General features: G+C 62.2%; 18 protein-coding genes. 13 read left to right on the top strand and 5 right to left on the bottom strand.

Annotated elements, in window-relative coordinates; all coding sequences use genetic code 11:
• The first annotated feature begins 72 nt into the window (after positions 1–72).
• The 13 genes from BM269_RS18670 to BM269_RS18610 all read left to right on the top strand — a co-directional run bounded on the left by BM269_RS18670 (position 73) and on the right by BM269_RS18610 (position 16,061).
• The gene (locus BM269_RS18670; protein WP_090440174.1) at positions 73–1,062 is read left to right on the top strand and encodes a succinylglutamate desuccinylase; all 990 of its coding nucleotides are present in this window, start codon (positions 73–75) and stop codon (positions 1,060–1,062) included.
• Positions 1,063–1,108: 46 nt separating this feature from the next.
• Positions 1,109–1,621 (top strand): DUF1993 domain-containing protein, encoded by a 513-nt coding sequence (locus tag BM269_RS18665; RefSeq protein ID WP_090440171.1) that lies wholly within the window; start codon positions 1,109–1,111, stop codon positions 1,619–1,621.
• Between the two features lie 215 nt (positions 1,622–1,836).
• Entirely contained in the window at positions 1,837–2,952 is a 1,116-nt protein-coding gene (locus BM269_RS18660) for an NADH:flavin oxidoreductase/NADH oxidase (protein WP_090440168.1), read from the top strand.
• A 117-nt stretch (positions 2,953–3,069) separates the two neighbouring features.
• Positions 3,070–4,545 carry an APC family permease gene (locus BM269_RS18655; protein WP_090440278.1) on the top strand — a complete coding sequence of 492 codons (1,476 nt, stop codon included), beginning with the start codon at positions 3,070–3,072 and terminating at the stop codon, positions 4,543–4,545.
• 3 nt (positions 4,546–4,548) lie between these two features.
• Positions 4,549–6,498, top strand: coding sequence for a S9 family peptidase (locus BM269_RS18650; RefSeq protein WP_090440165.1), 1,950 nt, complete (start codon positions 4,549–4,551; stop codon positions 6,496–6,498).
• 8 nt (positions 6,499–6,506) lie between these two features.
• On the top strand, positions 6,507–8,036 hold the full coding sequence (locus tag BM269_RS18645; protein ID WP_090440163.1) for a diguanylate cyclase: 1,530 nt from the start codon (positions 6,507–6,509) through the stop codon (positions 8,034–8,036).
• 11 nt (positions 8,037–8,047) lie between these two features.
• The gene (locus tag BM269_RS18640) at positions 8,048–8,866 is read left to right on the top strand and encodes a hypothetical protein (RefSeq protein WP_090440160.1); all 819 of its coding nucleotides are present in this window, start codon (positions 8,048–8,050) and stop codon (positions 8,864–8,866) included.
• A gap of 223 nt (positions 8,867–9,089) precedes the next feature.
• Positions 9,090–9,632 (top strand): hypothetical protein, encoded by a 543-nt coding sequence (locus BM269_RS29480; protein WP_170860423.1) that lies wholly within the window; start codon positions 9,090–9,092, stop codon positions 9,630–9,632.
• Positions 9,633–9,717: 85 nt separating this feature from the next.
• Positions 9,718–10,989, top strand: coding sequence for a cytochrome P450 (locus tag BM269_RS18630; RefSeq protein ID WP_170860422.1), 1,272 nt, complete (start codon positions 9,718–9,720; stop codon positions 10,987–10,989).
• Entirely contained in the window at positions 10,982–12,337 is a 1,356-nt protein-coding gene (locus tag BM269_RS18625; protein WP_090440150.1) for an ATP-grasp domain-containing protein, read from the top strand. The genes BM269_RS18630 and BM269_RS18625 overlap by 8 nt, the downstream gene beginning before the upstream one ends.
• 55 nt (positions 12,338–12,392) lie before the next feature.
• A complete protein-coding gene (locus tag BM269_RS18620) occupies positions 12,393–13,061 on the top strand; it encodes a hypothetical protein (RefSeq protein WP_090440147.1) in 669 nt (222 codons plus the stop codon).
• Positions 13,062–13,063: 2 nt separating this feature from the next.
• On the top strand, positions 13,064–14,578 hold the full coding sequence (locus tag BM269_RS18615) for a serine hydrolase domain-containing protein (protein ID WP_090440144.1): 1,515 nt from the start codon (positions 13,064–13,066) through the stop codon (positions 14,576–14,578).
• On the top strand, positions 14,571–16,061 hold the full coding sequence (locus BM269_RS18610) for an FAD-dependent oxidoreductase (protein WP_090440141.1): 1,491 nt from the start codon (positions 14,571–14,573) through the stop codon (positions 16,059–16,061). Before BM269_RS18615 ends, BM269_RS18610 begins: the two co-directional genes overlap by 8 nt.
• Positions 16,062–16,063: 2 nt before the next feature.
• On the opposite strand, the gene BM269_RS18605 is transcribed toward BM269_RS18610, so the two are convergent.
• Genes BM269_RS18605 through BM269_RS18585 form a run of 5 tightly spaced genes read right to left on the bottom strand, consistent with a single transcriptional unit; the run spans position 16,064 to position 20,852 of the window.
• Positions 16,064–16,708: an SDR family NAD(P)-dependent oxidoreductase gene (locus BM269_RS18605; protein WP_170860421.1), complete on the bottom strand. Its 645-nt coding sequence runs from the start codon at positions 16,706–16,708 to the stop codon at positions 16,064–16,066.
• A complete protein-coding gene (locus BM269_RS18600) occupies positions 16,705–17,586 on the bottom strand; it encodes a 2OG-Fe(II) oxygenase family protein (protein WP_139232793.1) in 882 nt (293 codons plus the stop codon). The genes BM269_RS18605 and BM269_RS18600 overlap by 4 nt, the downstream gene beginning before the upstream one ends.
• Entirely contained in the window at positions 17,552–18,337 is a 786-nt protein-coding gene (locus BM269_RS18595) for a YopT-type cysteine protease domain-containing protein (RefSeq protein WP_090440132.1), read from the bottom strand. The genes BM269_RS18600 and BM269_RS18595 overlap by 35 nt, the downstream gene beginning before the upstream one ends.
• Before the next feature lie 53 nt (positions 18,338–18,390).
• Positions 18,391–18,687: a YkgJ family cysteine cluster protein gene (locus BM269_RS18590; RefSeq protein ID WP_090440129.1), complete on the bottom strand. Its 297-nt coding sequence runs from the start codon at positions 18,685–18,687 to the stop codon at positions 18,391–18,393.
• Between the two features lie 8 nt (positions 18,688–18,695).
• On the bottom strand, positions 18,696–20,852 hold the full coding sequence (locus tag BM269_RS18585; RefSeq protein WP_090440126.1) for an FUSC family protein: 2,157 nt from the start codon (positions 20,850–20,852) through the stop codon (positions 18,696–18,698).
• Between the last annotated feature and the right edge of the window lie 6 nt (positions 20,853–20,858).

The following is a 20,858-nucleotide window of genomic DNA, read 5'->3' as shown; positions in this document are numbered from 1 at the left end:
AGTGTCAGGCCCTGCGGGCCTGGCACTGGTTTACCGGTTTTCGGTGGAGCAGAAAAGAAACAGCAACAAAGAATGGCAGACAATCAAACAATCCCCCCCGCAGTGCGCGCCCTCGCTGAAGCCGACTTCAGCGCAGTTGCACGCAGTTTCGAACAAGCCGGCTTCGCCGTCGCCCAACCCGCCGACGGCATCCTCACGATCCGCAACAAGCAGCCCGGCCGTCCAGCCGTCCTGGTTTCGGTCGGCGTGCACGGCGACGAAACCGGCCCGATCGAACTGGTAGCCTACCTGCTCGACGCCCTCGCGCAAGAGCCGCAAGCGCTGCAAGTCGACCTGATGCTTTGCGTCGGCAACATCGGCGCCATCCGCCAGGCCAAGCGCTTCATCGATGCGGACCTGAACCGCATGTTCCGCGCCGAACGCGGCACCCTGGCCGGCACCGCCGAAGCCGCGCGTGCCGACGTGATGATCACCGCCACGACCGGATTCTTCAGCGGCGCTGGCAAAGAGCGCTGGCACCTCGACCTGCACACGGCAATCCGCCCAAGCGTGTACCCGACCTTCGCCATCGTGCCCGACCTGATCGCGGACGATGCGAAGCAACAGCTGGTCGGCTGGCTGGGCGAGGCCGCCATCGGCGCCATCATCATGAACCCCGCGTCGGCCGGCACTTACAGCTACTACAGTGCCGAGCACCACGCGGCAGCGGGCACCACGATTGAACTGGGCCGCATCGGCACCCTGGGCCAGAACGACCTCAGGCAGTTCGAAGACGCCAAGCAGGCCCTGGACGGCCTGCTGCGCGGCAAGGCACCGATACGGCCCGCCAGCGCGCCGCACGTCTTCAAGGTCGCGCAGAACATCATCAAGCTGAGCGACAATTTCACGATGGCTTTCGGCAAGGAGACGCAGAATTTCACCGCGCTGAAGAAAGGCGACGAGATCGCCCGCGACGGCGACACGGTCTACACCGTGCAGCACGACGAAGAGCTGGTGGTGTTCCCCAATCCCGACGTGCGCGTCGGCCTGCGGGCCGGAATGATGGTCACACGCGTGAATTAAAGGATTGCGCTACACTTCCCGGACACTCACCGGAAAGGAGTAGCGCATGTCCCTGTCCATGTATAAAGTCTCCGCGCCCGTTTTCGTGCGCGGCCTGAATGTGGTGGCAAGCCTGCTGCGCAAAGCGCAAGCCCACGCCGAGGAAACCGGCAAAGTCCCGGAAACGTTGATGTCGGCCCGCCTGGCCGACGATATGCTGCCGCTGACGGCCCAGGTCCAGCGCGCCAGCGATACCAGCAAGCTCTCCATCGAACGCCTGAGCGGCATCGCCGCGCCGAAATTCCCCGACAACGAAGCCAGTTTCGAGCAGCTGCAGGAGCGCATCGCGAACACCATCGCCTATATCGAAAGTGTGGGGGAGGAGCATTTCGCAGACAGCGAAACGCGGGAGGTGGCACTGAGTTTCGGCAGCTTCAAGCCAACCTTCACCGGCGAAAGCTATCTGCTGACTTTCGCGCTGCCGAACTTCTACTTCCATGTCGTGACGTTGCACGACATCTTGCGGAACCAGGGCGTCAAGATCGGCAAGATCGACTACCTGGGTCCTTACGCAGGTTAAATGCTGACTTGCAGCGCGTAGGTCGCGGCCATGGTCAGCAGGAGCACGCTCACTGAGATCGCTTTCATTGGATTGAAGCGGGACGATACGGTCGGGATTTTTCGGTACATGGCTGGCTCCTTCTCAGTAGCGGTTTTGCATGCTTCGCAGAGTATCAATGCATGCCGCGCCAAGCTAGCCGTCAGCCTGTATCAATAGTAAGTACTTGTAACTTTATGAGCCATCTGTTTTCTTCTTATGCACTGGGCCCGCTGGAGCTGGCGAACCGCATCGCCATTGCGCCGATGTGCCAATACTCCGCCAACGACGGCCTTGCGACCGACTGGCACATGATGCACTACGGCCACCTGGCGCTATCCGGCGCCGGTTTGCTGATCCTGGAGGCCACGGCCATCTCGCCGGAAGGCCGCATTTCGCCGGCCGACCTGGGACTTTGGTCGGCTGCGCACCAGCAGGCGCTTGCGCCCGTCGTACAGGCGATCCGGCGCCATTCGCCGATCAAACTTGCGGTGCAGCTTGCGCACGCCGGCCGCAAGGCCTCCAGCGCTCCCCCGTTCGAAGGCGGGCAAGCATTGCCGCCGGGGCAGGGCGGCGGTTGGCAGACGGTCGCGCCCTCCGCGCTGCCGCATGCGCCCACCGACCCGGCACCACTGGCGCTCGATGAAGCGGGCCTGGCCAAGGTCAAGGCCGATTTCGTGCGTGCCGCGCTGCGGGTGCATGCGCTTGGCATCGAAGCCATCGAATTGCATGGCGCGCACGGCTACCTGCTGCACCAGTTCCTGTCGCCGCTGGCCAACCGGCGCAGCGACCAGTACGGCGGCTCGCTGGAAAACCGCATGCGTTTCCCGCTCGAGGTGTTCGATGCCGTGCGGGCCGCCCTGCCGAGCGAAGTGGTGGTCGGCATGCGCGTATCGGCATCGGACTGGGTGGGCGGCGGTTGGGACATCGAACAAAGCGTGGCGCTGGCACACCAGTTGAAACAGCGCGGCGCCGGCTTTATCCACGTCTCCAGCGGCGGCGTCTCGCCGCTGCAGCAAATCCCGCTTGGCCCGGGCTACCAGGTCCAGTTTGCGCAGCGCATCAAGGCCGAAACGGGCATGCCAACGATTGGCGTGGGCCTGATCACCGAGCCGCTGCACGCCGAAGCGATCGTCGCCAGCGGCCAGGCTGACATGGTGGGCCTGGCGCGCGCCATGCTGTACAACCCACGCTGGCCATGGCACGCGGCCGCCGCCTTGGGCGCGCAGGCCGCTGCACCGCCGCAGTATTGGCGCTCGCAGCCCCGGGAATTGCAACACCTGTTCGGCGATACGCGCCTCGGCCAGCGCTAAAAAACGCCACTCCGTGGGGCGCCCGCCACGGTTGCCTTTCCTGCATCAAAATCCTTTAGGTACAGCAACTGCGAGGTCTTATAATCGTGGGGTTTTTTTGTCCTGAAGGATATGCCTGTGAATCAATCGCTGGTCCAGAAGCTGACCCGTACCAAACCGACCCCGGTGGATACGGATACCGGCACGAGCCTGCACGGGGAGGGCCTTAGCCGCTCCATCGGGCTGTTTTCGCTGACGATGATCGGCGTTGGCGCCACGATCGGCACCGGCATCTTCTTCACCATGGTCGAAGCGGTGCCGAAAGCCGGCCCTTCGGTGGTGTTGTCCTTCCTGCTGGCGGCACTGACTGCCGGTTTGACCGCCCTTTGCTACGCCGAGTTGTCCTTCCGCGTACCCGCCGCCGGTTCCGCCTACTCCTTTGCCTACCGTACGCTGGGCGAGTTCATGGCCTTCATCGTCGCTTTCTGCCTGTTGCTTGAATATGGGCTGGCAGCGAGTGCCACGGCGATCGGCTGGTCGGACTACCTGAACAACTTCCTGGTCAATGCCTTCCATTGGCAGATTCCGGAAAACCTGCGCTCACCGATGATCGTCTCGACCCCGAACGGCACGGTATGGCATATGGATCACTTCAACCTGCCGCCGGTGATCCTGGTGGCGTTGTGCTGTTTCCTGCTGGTGCGCGGCGCCAAGGAATCGGCCACCGCCAATGCGATCATGGTGATGATCAAGCTGGCGATCCTGATCTTCTTCTGCGCTGTCGCCTTCACCGGCTTCGACACCAATAACTTCACGCCCTTCCTGAAGCATACGCCTGGGGAATGGCTGCCGGGCGCCAGCGGCATCGCCGCCGCGGCGGGCACCGTATTCTTCTCCTTTATCGGCCTAGACACCATCGCCACCGCCGGCGAGGAAGTGCGCAACCCGAAACGCAACGTCCCGATCGGCATCATCGCCGCGCTGCTGCTGGTGACGGTGTTCTACATGCTGGTTGCCATGGCGGCCATGGGCGCCCAGCCTGCGCATAAGTTCGAAGGCCAGGCCGCCGGCCTGTCCGTGATCCTGCAGAACGTGACCGGCAAGGCATGGCCGGCACTGGTGCTGTCGGCCGGCGCCGTGATATCGGTGTTCTCCGTGACCCTGGTGACCATCTACGGCCAGACCCGCATCCTGTACGCGATCGCCAAGGACGGCTTGGTGCCAAAGGCTTTCCAGAGCGTGAATCCGAAATCCCATTCGCCGGTTGCCAACACGCTGATCGTCAGCGTGGTGGTGGGCATTGTCGCAGGCCTGGTCGATTCCACCTTCCTGTGGGACATGGTGTCGATGGGTACCCTGACCGCCTTCATCGTGGTGTCGATCGCCGTGCCGGTGCTGCGCTCGCAGGAACGTGCGGCGGGCACTTACACCAAGGGCGGCTTCCGCGTGCCTTTCGGCGCCTACTTCGTGCCCGGCCTGAGCATCCTGGCCTGCGCTTACCTGATGATCAACCTGTCGCACGCCACCAAGATGATTTTCACGATCTGGATGGTGGTAGCGGTGCTAACCTACTTCCTCTACGGAATCCGCAACTCCAGGCTTAACAAGGTATAAACCATGCAGGTCAAAGCAATCGCCCGCACAGCATTCCTGGCTACGGCCATAATCTCTGGGGCGGTTGCCCAGGCCGGGTCTCCCGGCTCCGCCATCCGCGACTACCGCTCGGTCGCCATCTCCCCGGCCGGCGACCGCGTAGTGTCGCTGGAATCCATCGACGCCGGCAACGGCAAGCGCCCGCATCCGACCATTGTCGTTCGGGATGCCTCGACCGGCACCATCGCCGCCGAATTCGATCCCTGTTCCACATGCAGTTATGACAAGCCATCCTGGTCGCCGGACGGCAAGGCGCTGGCCTTCGTCGCCAGCGACAAGCGCGCCGCCTCGGCATGGCTGTATGTCGCAAGCGGCGGCAAGGCGCGTGCCCTGGCCACCGTCCAGGGCGTCGCCGGCAGCGCGCGCTGGTCGCCTGACGGCCGCACGTTGTCGCTGCTGGCCACAGTCGGTGCGAAGAAAGAGACCGGCGCCACTGCAGCCGGCGCGCGCCTGGTTGGCGAGATCGGCGCGGAGGAGGATGCGCAGCGCATCGCCACCATTCCTGCCGCCGGCGGCTTCCTCAGGCTCGTATCGCCTGCCGACACCTTCATCTACGAATACGACTGGACGCCGGACGGCAAAGGCTTTATCGCCACCAGCGCCAAGGGCAATGGCGACAACAACTGGTGGGTGGCCAAGCTGTCCCACGTCGATGCCGGCAGCGGCGCGCTGCGTATCGTGGCCAGCCCCGCCACCCAGCTGAACATGCCGCGCGTCTCGCCCGATGGCCGCACCGTGGCCTTCATCGGCGGCTTGATGAGCGACTTCGGTTCGGTCGGCGGCGACGTCTACATCGTGCCGCTGGCCGGTGGCGAGCCGGTCAACCTGACGCCGGGATTCAAAGGCACCTTCAATACCTTGGCCTGGCGCGGCAACGGCTTGATGGGCACTGCGCTGATGGAAGAAAAATCGAACGTGCTGTCGCTGGACATGAATGGCCGCAGCACGATAGTGCGTTCCGTCGCCGCATCGACCGGCGCGGGCGACGGCCGTATGTCGTTCAGTGCGGACGGCAGCCGGGCCGCTGCGCTGCAGGAAGACTTCGAACACGCTCCCGCCATCGTGGCCGGCCCGCTTGGCGCCATGCGCGCCATCACCGACGACAACGCCCACCTCGCGCCGCAGGTCTCGGTGCAGAACATCAGCTGGAACAACGAGGGCTTCGATGTACAGGGCTGGCTGATCGGCCCGCGCACCACCGTCCCGGGCAGGAAATACCCGATGATCGTGCAGGTGCATGGCGGCCCGGCTGCAGCCGCTTCGCCGCGTTACATCTCGCCGGGCGAACAGGGCAACCCGTTGGTGCGCGAGCTGGTGGAGCATGGCTATTTCGTGTTCCTGCCGAACCCGCGCGGCAGCTTTGGCCAGGGCCAGGATTTCGCCCGCGCCAACCGCCGCGATTTCGGCGGCGGCGACTTGCGCGACATTCTCACCGGCGTTGATGCGGTGACCGCCGCGGCGCCGGTCGATACCAACCGCATGGGCCTCATGGGCCATTCCTACGGCGGCTTCATGACCATGTGGGGCGTGACGCACTCGCAGCGCTTCAAGGCAGCCGTTGCCGGCGCAGGCATCGCGAACTGGATTTCCTACTACGGGCAGAACGGCATCGACCAGTGGATGATTCCATTCTTCGGCGCATCCGCCTATGACGACCCCGCGATCTACCGCCAACTGTCGCCGATCGAATCGATCAAGGTGGCACGTACGCCAACGCTGGTGTATGTCGGCGAGCGCGACGTTGAATGCCCGCCGGCGCAGTCGATGGAGTTCTGGCATGGCTTGAAGGCGATGGGCGTGCCTACCTCGCTGGTGATCTACGAAGGCGAAGGTCACGGCATCCGCGAGCCGGAACACCAGCGCGACCTGCGCAAGCGCACGATCGAATGGTTTGGACGATACCTGGGCGAGTAGGCTAGACGATGCGTTTGCGGTACAAGATGATGGCAGCCCTGTTGGCGACAGGGCTTGGTTCGGTGGCGCTGGTGGGCGGAGTGGCCTACGTCAGCGTCAATTACAAGGTCGACTCCCTGCGCCGGCAGCAGGCGGCCGAGCACTTCCATACCTATATGACGGCCTACCTGGCTGAATACGGCGACTGGCAGAGCGCGATCGCGACGGAATCCTTCGACCGTTTCGTGCGGCGGCAGGAGGGCGAGCGCCAGTCCGGCGCAGAGTTGCCCAGCGAAATGCTTGAGCGTATGCCGCCGCGCCTCAACAACCAGGCTCGAAATGCGCCGCCGCGCGAGGGTGTCTACGTGCCGCGCCAAGGCGGCGGACCTCCGCCCGACCCGACCCTGCCTGCCGCGCGCCGCAGCAGCGGCACTCCGCCACCGGACGGCGGCTTTCCTCCAGCCGACTACCGGGATGCTCCTCCCGATCCCACTTTGCCCGCGGTCCGGCACCGGGCACGCACACCGGACATGGAAGCCGACCGTCCGCCGCCACCGCGCCGCGAAGGCCCGCCTCCGTTCCGTTTCATCCTGACCGACGCGGGCTACCGCGTCCTGCTTGGCGGCGGTCAGTTCCGCTATGGCGAAGCGTTGCCAGAAAACCTGCGCGCATCCGCGCGTGCCATCGTGGTGAAGAACCAGACAGTCGCCTATATGTCTTCGGAAGGCACGCTGGCAGCGACTCCGCAGGAACAGAAATACCTGGCTGCCCTGTATAACTCGCTGTTATGGGGCATCGCCGCCGCAGCCGGATTGGCAACGCTGCTAGGGGTGCTGCTAAGCCGCGGCTTGTCGCGTAGCTTGAGTGGCCTCACCGGGGCTGTAAAGCGCATGCAACAGGGTGAGCTGCGGCAGGAAGTGGCAGTGCAGGGAAGGGACGAAGTAGCCGCCCTGGCGACCGCCTTCAATGCCATGAGCGCCCAGCTCGCGCAAAGCCACGAAGAACTCAACACCTCGCATGCCACCATCCTCGAGCAGGCGGAGCAACTGCGCGAACTCAGTATCCGCGACGCCCTCACGCAGCTCTACAACCGCCGCCATTTCGATGAACAGGCGAACTCCCTGTTCAACCAGGCCGTGCGGCATAAACGCCCGCTGGCGCTGGTGATTTGCGACATCGACCACTTCAAGAAGATCAACGACACGTATTCGCACGCCACCGGCGACACCGTGCTGCGCCATGTCGGAAGTATCCTGCGCAAGCACATGCGCCTGTCCGACCTGGTTGCCCGCTATGGCGGCGAAGAGTTCGTGATGGCCTTTCCCGAAACCGCGGGCCCGCAAGCCGTCGCCTTGTGCGACAAGCTGCGCACGCTGATCGAGTCATTCCCGTGGCATGAAGTCCATCCAGGGCTCAAGGTCACCATGAGCATGGGCGTCTACGCCGACATCGCAGCCGGCAGCGCAGAAACGATGCTGCGGAAAGCCGACGCGCTGCTTTACCGCGCCAAGGAATCCGGTCGCAACCGGGTCTGCTTCCTGCCATCCACCGAAGTTTAGGATTTTTCACAGTGCGTATTTTCTCCAGCCTCATACTTGCCGCCGCATTCAGCCAAGCCGCCGTCGCGGCACCCGACGTGGTTCCGCTCGAATTGGTGAGCGGTATTCCATTCGTGGACATCACGGTCGGCGCGGCCTCCAGCCGCGTCATGTTCAATTCACGTGCGCGGCTTGGCGTATCGCTTCCTGCCACCGTCATTGCGGCTGCGGGCTCGGTCAAGGTGACGGATGAAAGGAAAAAGTTCCAGGACTTCCAGGGCCAGGCCTACGAAGTGCCGATCATCGTTGCGGAAAGGCTTATCGTGGGATCGACGCTGCTCGCTCCGGTGCGGGGCCAGGTTCATGCGCGATCCGCCGGTGCCGCGGAAGGCTCGGACCTGGAACTGGCGCGCGCGCGCGAAGGTGGCGCGATCGGCCTCGAAGCCTTCACCAATTTCCCGCTGATGTTCGACTACAAGCGCCGCACCATGTCGATTCTCGAACCGGAGGCTGCGGCGCAGCTTGGCCTGCCGGAATGGCGCACGCTGGATCTCCAATACGGCAGCGAAGGCCCTTTGGTAACGCTGACGGCGGAAGGCAAGCACCTGAAGTTTTTGCTGGACACCGGTTCGCAACTGAACCTGCTCAAGCACGGCGTTGCGTGCAATACGAGCCTCGCTTGCGAGCTGCGCGATCTGAGTGGAAGGCTCAACTTCGACATGAAAATTCACCGCATCAAGCTCGATGGCGCAGCGTTCGACGGGATCCTTGGCGCGCCGTTTTTCCGCAGTCATCGCGTTGTGTTTGATGTGAAGGGACGCAAGCTCCATCTCGCACCAAACCTGCCCTGACGCGGCGCATGGCAACCTCCAATCGACAAGTTTCGATTGTGCTTTATTCGAAATAATTTGTTAGATTTCGGCGTGTTAAATGGGTCTAGAATCAATTCGCATTTCAATTAGCTGACAGGCCAGCATTCACGTGGCGCGCGGTCGACGGGAGGTATTGTCCCAACCACAGCGAGGCTGCAGATTTCGTATCAATCCAAACAGTAATCACCTGGAGGAATGAAATATGAATGAGAAAGCGAATGAAAAACAGCCGAACGAAATCAAGCCCGACCCAAGCCGGGCGTGCTTTCTAACGACCGCCACGGTCGAAGCCCAAGGCTTGCCGGATGATTGCGAGCCATTGCAACTTGCACGATATCTCCGCGATCATGAGATGAAGAGCAAGAAAGAACTTTCCGCCGTTGATCTGTATTACGAGATCGCTCCCGAGATCGTTGCGCGATGCGATAAGGAAGAATGGGCCGTATTCTGGCGCGACCATATCCGCAAAATCACCGCCCTGGTGAAGCTGGGCGAATACGATCTGGCCAAGGACCTCTACACCTTTGCCACGGCCAGCCTGGTCAACAAGAAGATTACCCACTATGCCGACGTGCGGATGGTGGACCGGGTCTACAGCTACGGCCTGCATGGCGTCGGCCAAACCTGGCTGCCGTATTGGATGCGCTACGGTCTTCTCAAGACGGCCTTGTTCGCCGGCCTGTCCTATCAGTCTGTCCGGCTCGGCATCCTCAAGCGAAAGCACTCTCAGGCAATCGACATGTAAGGATGTATTGCGAGAACGGGGCGTGTGCGCCCCGTGGCAGCAGCGCTCGTGCAGTGCTCATTCCACCGCCAAAGGGGATAGCTCGATGTTTCGATCACTACTGGACAGATTCCAATGGAAGGGGACTGATCACGTCTACAGCCTCCCATGGATCAGAAATCGTCTGGAATACAGTGCCGATCCGCAGCGGGTAAAGGAATTTCTGCAGGGCGCAAAAGTCACGCGTTCGCAATTGACGCGCGATATGCTGAGCCGCTTTCATCTTAGCCATCATTCGATTGTCGTCAGCGACGATGAGCATGCGCATCAACTGAGAAGCGTCTTTCTCGCATGCCTGCCCAGCCCTGAGAGCTATTCCGGTATCGCGAAAGATCTTGTGAAACAGGTCTTCAAGCCAGGCGGCAGCGGCGAATTGCATCTGTCGCGCCAACTGATTCCTGCGGTGTATCTCAGTCTCTTATCCAACCTGCTTGGTGCAAACGTGTTGCGTGCCCTGGAAGAACATATCAGGACCATAGACTTTCAACCCGGCTCCCGGCCGATGCACCTGGACGGCGTGATGTATGCGATAGGCATGCAGTTTCCGGGGCTGGGCCTGATGCGGAACGTCATCGATTGGGCATTCTTCAAGAAGGATCATTACACCCGCAAGATTGCGATAAAGCTCGAGCAAATGGTGTTTGAATTTGCGACGCCTAAACCAGCCAGCTGGTATGCCCATTTGATCGACATGAAGCAGAGTGGAAAAATCTCCAAGGCGCAGTTCCGGGGGGAGTTGACCAGCATGCTGGTGTCTTCATACGCCTTGTCCGCTGCGATGAGTTCCATGCTGCTATGCCTCGCGGCCCGTCCGGAATACGTCACGCGTATCCGCTCCGACCAGGAGCTGGCTAAGCATTTCGTCAACGAGGTGCTGCGCCTGTTCCCGCCATTCCGCCAGTTCGGCTATGAGGAAAAGGGCATCTGGGAGAAGAGCGATCGATCCAAGGACACGGTGACGGATTTCATGGTGTCGGTGTTCGGCCTGCATCGCAATGAACAGGTCTGGCCGGATGCCGATGTGTTCCGCCCTGAGCGCTTTGAAGTGGCGGATGCGGTCAAGGGATGCAAGTTCATGCCGTTCGGTCTTGGCAAGCGCTCCTGCACCGGCCGCGTGTATTCGCTGCGCGTGATGGTCGAAATGCTCAACTACGTATGCTCGGAAGAGTGTGGCTTGCAGCTGTCGCTCCCCGCCGACTTCGTAAAGGATTACGTTGGCTTGCCGTTGGGGACCAATGGCCGCCTGGTTTCCTTCCCGGTTGACGACAGGATCGTGGTGCGGCGCGGCGTATCGGAAGGGGGATCGCCGCATGCCTAAGGACATGGCACTCGCCTGGCAGCAGCGATCCGACAGCGACCTGTGGGGGCTGCTCGGACGTCTCTTTGACGCGCATCCGGGGTGGTCCGACGCCGAATGCAGGGAAACCCTGCAAGCCTGGCGGGAGGCGCGTCGCCGCGAACCCTGGCAGGTGAAGCTGCTGATAGCCTGGCCGCGCTGGCGGCAACACCATCAGGAGCTAAGAAACGGATTGGCGCAGGCCGGCCATATGAGCTGGCCGCAGAAATGCCGCTATTGCGAGATCTGGTCTGCCAATCGGCCCGTCATGTCGCCGTTCTGCGGGATCGCGGAGATCTTGCTCGAGGTGTCCGAACCGGAGAGACGGCAGTTGCAGGCGCCATCGGGCGTCGCTGCCCGCCGCTTGCAAAGCGAGGTCGTTGTGGTGTCCTCTGACGCGACGGTGGAAAGCTTTGCGGAGTTCGGCGGTGCCCGGCAACTGATCTGGGCACTGGAGACGTCAGGACTGTCATGGTCCTTGCATCAGCCCTGGAGCGGGCGTGTCGAACTGGATACACAGCAGGTGAAAGCTGTCGTGTTCTGGAGCTACCGCCATCGCAGCAACGACTTCGTCTATCACGCGATGGCGTTCGAAGAAGCGTGCCGCACGCATCGAATCCCGGTCATCAACAGCATCCAGCGCGGATGGGATGTGCGCCATTCGACGACATTGAACAGGTTTCGCGAAGCAGGCGTGCATTGCCCGCGCTGTCAGAAGTTCTCAAGCGTGGAAGAGATCGAACTGGCCTACCCGCTGATCCTGCGCGTCGATGGAATTCACCAGGGGCAGCAAATGCAACTGGTGCATAGCGCCGACGAGGCGCGTGCGCTGGTGGACGCAACGCGTGCGCGATTTCTTCTATCGGGCGGCAGGGAGCTGCCGCCGCCCAATCTCGCCATCGAGTTTATCGATGTTGCGGATGCGGAGGGGATGTTCCACAAATACCGCGCCTATGTCGTGGGCAGCAAGGTGATTGTGCGGCATAAAACGAAGGGGCCGCATTGGCTGGTTAACTTCGCTTCGTCCGAGTCGACCGGTGGTTCCGGACATGCCAAGGGATGTAGTACGGCTGGCAGCGAGGCCGATGCCGGACTCCTGGTGCGCGCTGGCAGGGCCAGTGGAAGCGACGTCACCGCACTCGATTACTCAATAACCCGCAGCGGCGAGTACGTTTTCTGGGAGGCCAACCGTCTTTTCAAAATGAACGGCGACAAAGGCTACGATGCGCCGAGCCCTGTTGCCGAAAGCATGGCCAGGCGGCGGGCGGCAGCGGACCGCAGGCTGGGAGAATCGTTGAAGTCGCTCCTGCAGGAGCGGCTAGGAAAGTAGCACTGATTAATTCGGCGAGCTTGTATTTGAGCGTCCTATAACCAAGGAGGAAAATATGAAAGCACGGAATGACCAGTTTGAGGAATTCGAAGCCGTCAACGAAGAGCATGCGATGTTTGCCGCCGACCAGCATGGCGACAGCCTCTGGAAAATCGAAGGCGGCGGGCCGGAGCCGGAACCGGAACCGGAACCTGAGCCGGAACCCGAACCTGAGCCTAGTCCCGGTGGCGGTGCGTCTGCCACGGCCAAGGCATTCTTCACCGAGGCACTCAAGCAGTTGGGCATCGCCGGCTTGATGGCCGGTGTCAATGCGGGCGTGATGGAGATCCTGAAGGCGGTAAAGGCCGACAAGCAGAAAGACCCGAATGCGCCTACCGACTGGTGGAAGCACGTCATCCAACAAATGCAATCCTTCGATTACAAGGGTGCCGATGCGAATGGTGTTGGCATTATCCAGACCAACCTGGTCATCGAGTTGCAGACCTGGCTGCAGAATAACAAGCCCGATAGCGTTACCTCTTCGACAGCGTTCGCGAAAGCGTGGCCGGGCACCAGCCAGATACAGTTGAAGCATACCCTGATAGGAATGAGCACCGTTCTGCAAATGGCGCAATACATGGATACCTACACGGTTTCAGGCGTGACTCTCAATAATGGGACGCCGCCTTTCATTTGCGGTTCCACACCATTGATCGAGGCTGCGCAAATCAACTTCAGCGGCTGAACGTGCTCGACGAGCTGCAGCGCAGGATGCGGATACGGCAGATCCCGGGGCTCAGCATGCGTGTCGCCCAGCATGGCAAGCTCCTGTTCCAGTCCGAGCTCGGCGTCAGTGACCTGGTCACTGGTGCCGACCTGCTGTCCGGGCATCGGTTCCGGCTGGGCTGCCTGACCAAGCCCATTGTTGCCCACGCCGTGTTGCAGTTGGCGCGACAGGGCCGGCTGGCCCTCGACGAATCTGTCGCGGTGCTGATTCCGGAACTGGCAGCGCGACCGGAGTTCCAGGCCTTCACGGTTTCCCATTTACTGGGTCATACCTCCGGCCTGGCCCGGGGGCCATATTGTGTGCATGGGTATTCGGATGCAGCGACGCTGCAGCGCATCCTGGCATCGCAGCTGCTGTTCGAGCCGGGGCGGCACTTCAAGTATTCGAACTGGGGCTACTACTTGTTAGGCAAGGTAATCGAACGCATCTCGGGCGATACCGCTCCCGCGCTCATCGCGAAGGCGATCTTCGCGCCGCTTGGCATGCAGGCCAGTGGGTTCCCGGCTGACGAAGTGCGTTTGCGCGGCACGCTCGCCACCGGATATTGGAAGGGCTGGTACTTCGGCGCCGCCGATCTGGCCGAAGCTTCCGAGCCGTGCCCCCATATTCCTATGCTTGACACGGCGGGGGGCGTGATCGCGACCGCGGACGACTATCTCCGTTGGCTGATCAGCCTCCTGGATACAAGGGATCACGGTGCCGCGCAAATGTTTTCACACCACCACCAGGTGCGCCCCGGCTACAGTAGCTGCCTCGGCATGTTCATGGAGGAGGCGGGTGGCGTGCCTTTTTACTATTTTGCGGCGAGTAATTCCGGGTATTCGGGATTCATGCTGGCGATACCCGCACAGGGACTGGTCGGTGTCGCGCTGTGCAATCAAGCCGCATGCAACGACGAGCTGAGAGACATGCTCTACTTGGCTTGCCGCGAAAGTATGGGTGGGGGCGGCTTGCCCCGTTTCGGCCGGTATGATGAACGCTGCAGTATTCTTGCCGGGAACCGCCGGGGCATGGTGCGCTTCGATGGCAATGTCCTGCTGCGCGATGAGCGTCACATCCGGCTGCACCCGTATTCCAGAAGCGCGTACTTCATGCTGGATGGCGAAGACCGCCGGCATATGCTCCGGATCAGGGGCCGGGGCCAAGGCGACGCCGTGATCACCCTGGGGAGCCAGGTGTTCTATGAGCGTTTGATCCGCTTGCGCAATAGGCCAGGCGCGCAGGCGGCGGGGCGCGATTTCACCGGCATGTATCGGCATGCGGCATTTGGCAAGGTCGAGATCATCCGTCGCGAAGATCAGCTATACCTGAGCTACGGCGCGGCGTACGAGTCCTTGCTGCAACCGGTCGGCCAGCTACGCTACAAGCAAGGGCCGGGCGCCTTCTGTTTCGAGGACATCGCATTCCAGGAAGACGCCGATAGCGGCGATGTGACATCGTTTGTGCTGAACGACATGGTGTTCCTGCGTGCGTGAAGAAACCAAGAAGGATGCCTATGAAGTCGACGTTTTGATCGTCGGCTATGGCGCCGCGGGCGCCAACGCTGCGATTGCCGCGCATGATGCCGGCGCGCGCGTGCTCATCTTGGAAAAGCTCAGTGCGGGCGGCGGCAACAGCGCGGTCTGTGCCGGGGCCATGGTGGTGCCGGAGAACCTGGATGCTGCCATTGCATACTACCGGGCGCTTGCCGGCGGCACGGTGGGGGAAGAGATGATCCTTGCCTTTGCCGAGGCGATGATGGGGATTCCCGACCTGCTGTCCCGGCTGGGCGTGGAGTACAAGATCGAGCCATCGATCCCTCCCACCTTTCCTTCATTGGCGAGCGGCCGGCTGAAGCAGATGCACATCAGTCCCACCGGGGAGAACGGTTTTCGCCTGCTTGACCGGATGGTCAGGCAGCGCAATATCGAGATCCTGCCCGACACCCGGGTACAGGCGCTGATCCAGCATCCGGAGACCGGGGAAGTGTTGGGGGCGCGGGCGCGGCACCGGGGACAGGACCTGCAATTGCTGGCGCGCCAGGGCGTGGTCCTGGCTTGCGGCGGCTATGGATGCAATCCCGAGATGCTGGCCAACTTCAACCTGCCGGGCGCTACCGACTATATCTTCCCGTGGGGCTCGCCCGGCAACACGGGCGATGGCATTGTGCTGGCGTCGGAGGCGGGCGCCGCCTTGTGGCATATGAATGCGCTTGAATGGGGCAGGTTCTGCGCGCGTGCGCCCAGCCGCCAGTTCGGCACGGCGATCGGTTATGGCTTGGGCCTGACCCGGCGCGCCGGCAGCTACATGTTTGTCAATCGGCGCGGCAGCAGGTTCATGGCGGAAGATGGCTTGCTCAGCCACTGCAAGTCGCAATTGGATATCCTGCGCTACGACCATGACAAGGCACGTTTTGCGAACCTGCCGGCCTTCATGGTATTTGACCATGCCCACCTGGCCAACGGCCCGATTGCCCCGACCGCGGCCATGCTCCGAAAGAAAAGAGGCGGCGTGGTCGGATACGCCCTGGTGAACCGGATCTATGACTGGAGTGCCGATAACCAGGCCGAAATCGCCGCAGGATGGGTGATGCAGGCGGATTCCCTGGCGGCGCTGGCCGACCGGATCGGTGCCCCGGCCGAAGTGCTGGAAGAGACGGTACGCCAGTTCAACCTGGGCTGCCGCGAACGGCATGATCATCAGTTCGGCCGCAGCGCCAGTACGCTGGCGTCGCTCGGTGCCCCGCCTTATTTTGCGGTGGAATTGGGCTTGTCGCTGGTGAACACGCAGGGCGGCCCGAAACGCAATGTGCACGGCCAGGTGCTGGACCATCGCGATGCCGTCATCCCGCGGCTGTATGCCGCCGGCGAGCTGGGATCTTTCTTCGGCTTCCTGTACCAGATCGGCAGCAACTATCCCGAGGCCTGGGCATTTGGGCAGATCGCGGGAGCCCGGGCTGCGGCGGAACCGCGCCTTTGAAATCAGGGGAAGCTGCTCACGATGGTGCCGGTCGCAGCGCCGCCTAACAGGGAGCGAATGGCGTTGGTGACGCGGCCGGTGGCGGCTGGGTCCGTGAACCGGGCCGGGCAGACTGCATTGACCCGCACGCTGAAGGGCGCCAGCTCAAGCGACAGGTAGAGCGTCAGCATGTTCAGCGCGGCTTTGGATACGCCATAGAAGGCCTGGCCCCTTTCCTCGAAAACGTACAGCCCGGAGATGCTGGACACGTTGACGATGGAGCGGTTGCGGCGCGCGTTCTCGGCAGCCTGGCCCTTCCAGCAATACTGATAAATGGCCGACGCCAACTGCATCGGTGCAATGGCGTTGAGCAGCATCTGCGACTGCGGATAGTCGTCTTCGGCACGCCAGAGTTCTCGCAAGCTGCCATGAAAGGCGATATCGGCCGCCGCATTGACCAGGGCATCGATGCGGCCATGGCGCTCCATGGCTGTTTCCACGACGCGCGCGATATCTTCACGCTGCGTCAGGTCGGCCTGGATTCCCATGCCGTGGCTGTGCATCCGGGAGCGGTAAGTGGCCACCACTTCGTAGTCCTCTTGCAAAGCCCGGCACAGGTCCCGGCCAAGCCTTCCTCCCGCGCCCGTTACCAGGCAGACCGGCTTCACCGCTGGTCCTTGCGGTTGATGCCCTTGCCCCAGCGTGCTTCCGCATCTTCCACGCTCGCGTGCAGCCACAGGATGATGCTGTTGCGCGTGCGCCCGGGGTTGGTGACGAACCGGTGGAACGAATGGGGGCTGCATTCGAACAGGAAAAGCGAATTGTTCAGCGGCGGGATCAGTGTCTCCACCGTATCCTTGCCTTCAAAGCCGAGGTTATAGATGCCGGTTTCACCGCCGTCGCCTTGTTGCCAGCCATCGTTGCAAAGGTAGAAGATCATGGTTGCCGCGCGTACGTACTCGACCGGCTGCGCATCGCGCGCCTTGGCCTTGCCGGTGAAGTAGCTGCACCGGCCTCGCGGGGGCAGCATCAGCCGTTCCGGGGTGCTGTTGCTTTCATCAAACCATGCGGAGCAGCAGTCGGTATGAATCCAGCCCGTACGGCTGCCTTGTGGGTTGGAATGCAGGGCCCCTTCAATCCGCGGCAAAAACTTCAGCTCCAGCAGTTCGGCCAGTGAGCGCAGCCACGCTTCCGTGAACAAAGGCGCGAAGGACGCCGCCAGGTCATCGGTGAGGCCCAATAGCCAGCCATCGTTGTTGCCCATGGCAGGGCGCATCTTGTACTTTCCCTCGCGTTTGCCGGCAGTCGTGTCCAATATCCGCGAGAACTGCGCGCATAACGCCGCATACGATTCCGCGTCCAGGACATGATTGGCGCGGAAATGGCGATAGGGTTGCTGCCATTCCGACCAGTCGCCAGGCAAGGACGGTGGAACTTGGGCGTCGCCCCGCCGGCGTGGCAGGAGCGGCACGATGCCCGGGCCAAACCGTGGCCGTACGGCTTCCCAAGCCTCAGAGGGCGAGGAAATGATGTTGGTCTCGCTCACGATCGGGCACCTCGTTCCTGGAAACGTTGCGAAGCTGGTAGAGCGTCAGAAAAGCATCGCTCGCGGAAGGCTCGAATTTCCTATAGCTGGCAGTGCGGAGGAACCGGTCCATCCATTGATGAAAACCGGCATGGTCGGACTCCATGAGTTCCCCATGGTTCGGATCGAAGAAATGATGGCGGTACTCCCGGTCACGGTAGTAGGCCACGCGATGACCGCGCGGCTTGCCCTTATCGAGATAGCGCAACAAGCCGATGACGGCCGTTCCGGCCGGCAGCGAGCGCAGGCCGGGGAAGGTTTGCGGCAAACAGGTATAGCGTGTAATGCTGGCCGTCTCATAGCGGAATAGCCGCGCCAGGTCGTAGAGGGCGTAGTCGCCTTGGTACTGCGCGGCGACCAGCTGCCGTATCGCTTGCCAGTCGCGCGAACCATACTTCTTTTCCAGTAGCGATAATTCGCGGTCACAGGGTACAAAATCTTCCCGGAAGGCCGGGTAATAGCTCTGCGACTGCAGGTGCGCAAGGTGGCGGAGAAGCGCAGCGGCAGGCTGCTCGATCTGGCATAAGGGGGAATGGGCGTCCAGCTTTTCAGCCAGCCAGAAACAGGTAAGTGCCGCGCAAAGCATGCCTTGGCCTGGGGGGAAATGGCGGCGTCGCCAGTCTTGCTGCGAGAAAGCCCGTAGCCGAGACAGGTTGACCTCTTGCCGCATCCTGGATTCCTCCACCGCGTCCAATGCAATGTGGTCCAGCATACACCTTGCGCGCAGGGAGAAATGCGCTAATTATCACAACGGTTGGCCTGGTATCAGCTGCCGTTTTGCAACGCAGGTAAACCGTGCATGGCGCGGGCCTTGTTGCATTCAGGGGTGTATTCGGTGAAATCGCGACAGGTGGAGGAGCGCTCGGCGTAGATACTGCAGCCGACTTCCTTGCCCACCTCGCCGGAAAGGGCGATGCAGCGCACGGGCTTCGCTTCCGTGCCGCGCATGGCGGCACGGTGGGGCGTGATGGGAACTGTCAGGTGTGCCGGGACGGCTTCGCCCCAGTAGAAGGAAACCCTGAAACTGGCGCAGCATGCGCCGCAGCTTTGGCAGTGCGACATTCCATTCCTCAATCACCGTTTGTAACGTTGCGAACGATTGCTTCGCTATGAACGATGATTTTATCCGCATCTGCCTGAAGCAGGCGGATGCGTCGCTGCACCAGGGGCCAGCCGGACCAGGCTACTTCCGGCTCGGCCACCGGCCCGCGGCGCAGCGGAGCCGCCGGCGGCGTGGCGCCGGTATGGCGCGACAGGGCGACTGTCAGCGTGCGGCACACGGTGGCGTGGCTGGCGTCCAGCATGGCGTTCACCGCGTCGCTCGGGATATCGCGCACGTGGCGGCGCAGGATCGCGCGCAGCGCGGCCACGTGCGCCACCAGCAGGTAGTTCTGCACGATGAACAGGTTGATGTCCTCGGCCGCGCGCTGCTTGCTTTCCGGCTCGTCCAGCATGCGCACCAGCGCTGCGCTGAGTGCGGCGAGCGTTTCCATCAGGCGCTTGCGCTGGATGCGGTAGATGAAGTCGTTGCGGTACTTCCCTTGCAGCAGGTCGAAGCTGGCTTCCATATAGCTCAGGTTTACCGACAGCACCAGCTTGACCAGGTGCGGCAGCGATTGGTATTCCCAGTTTGCCAGCACGAAGCTGAATGCCGTTGCAATCGCGGCGCCGACGAAGGTGTCCACCAGGCGTTCGGAGATCAGGTTGCTGCTTGGCGCCACCAGGTACATCCACAGCAGGATCATCACCGACACCGCGATCGCAGCGTAGCGGTAGCGCAGGTAGATGAAGGTCGGCGTGGCGATGGAGGACAGCACCAGCACCGTCAGGATCGCCGCCGGGTGATCCATGAACTTCAGCACCACGGCCGTGATGATGCAGCCGATGACGGTGCCGACGATACGGTCGGAGCGGCGCTGCTTGGTCATGCTGAAGCTGGGTTTCAGGATGATCACGATGGTCAGCACGATCCAGTAGCTGTGCGCCTTATACGGCAGCATGGCGCCGATCGCCAGCCCGGCGGCGATCGCCATCGACACGCGCAGGGCAAAGCGGAACACCGGCGAATCCATGCGGAAGTGCGACACCATGAGCTGCAGTTCGTACTTCTGCTGCGACAGGAAAGGCTGCATGTCCATATCGCGCCAGAACGGCGTGTCTTCATACACCTTCTGGCTCGACACGTGCAGCTCGCCGATCATGCGGATGATGGCGGTGATCTTGTTGCGCTGGGCGCGCAGCACGGTGACGGCCTCGCGGCGCGGCTTGCCGGCGTCGAGGTCGTCCTGCAGGCCGGCGATCTGCTGCTCGAGTGCCATCAGTTCCGGCGTGTAGTCGACTTCCGGATAGGAAGCGCGCTTGCGGGTGACGGCGTAGGCCACCGATTCGATATCGCGCGCCGCCTTGTACGCCAGGTCGTGCAGCGTGCGCAGGGCGGGTGAATCGAGCAGGTGGGTGCGCAAGGCTGCGTAGTCGGTGTGGGTGGCGAGCACCTGTTCGTACAGGTCCAGCATGCAGACGTGGATCTGCACCACCACCGCATCCTTGCGGTTGTTGTGGGCGCGCAGGATCAGGTCGCGCGAAGCTTGCTGGCGGTCGGCCAGCAGGGCCTGGTGGCGCACCAGCTTGTTGAACTGTTCCGTGAGGTTGTAGCGCGTGTCGTAGAAATCGGCCTTGATGTCGATATAGGCGGCCAGTTCGAACAGCGCTTCCGCCAGTACCTGCTGCTTGATGCGGTGGCGCAGCAGCCATGCCACGCCCATGGCGTAGGCCAGGTAAGCCAGGGCGCCGAGCATGAACAGGCCGGCGTGCGCGAACGACTGCGCCGGCGTCAGCACATGCTCGGTCGACATGGTCATGATGAACAGCGTCGCCAACTGCAGCGGCATCGACTTCTTGCCATACACGACCATCATGCTGGCGAAGAAGCTCACCGCCACCAGCATCGGCATCAGCAACCAGTAATACGGCCCGCACAGGCTGATCAGCAGCGTGACGGCGGTGCATAGCAGCACCGATGCCATCATTTCGTTGAACTTGTGGCGCAGTGGGCTCGGCATGTCCATCAGCGCGGTGCACAGCGCGCCGATGCCGATCGACATCGCGATATGGATGTCGGTCAGCCACATGGCCAGCGCAATAACGCCCACCAGGCCGGCGCCGAAGCGCAGGCCCAGGTGGAAGTAATGGCTGTAGAAGAAGGTGCGGGGGTCTAGTGCGTAGTGCATGGTCCC

Origin of the sequence: Duganella sp. CF458 (assembly GCF_900113115.1) — a bacterium.
Lineage (GTDB): Bacteria > Pseudomonadota > Gammaproteobacteria > Burkholderiales > Burkholderiaceae_D > Rugamonas.
Note: the sequence above shows the minus strand (reverse complement) of the source record. Positions and strands in the feature narration are given on the sequence as shown.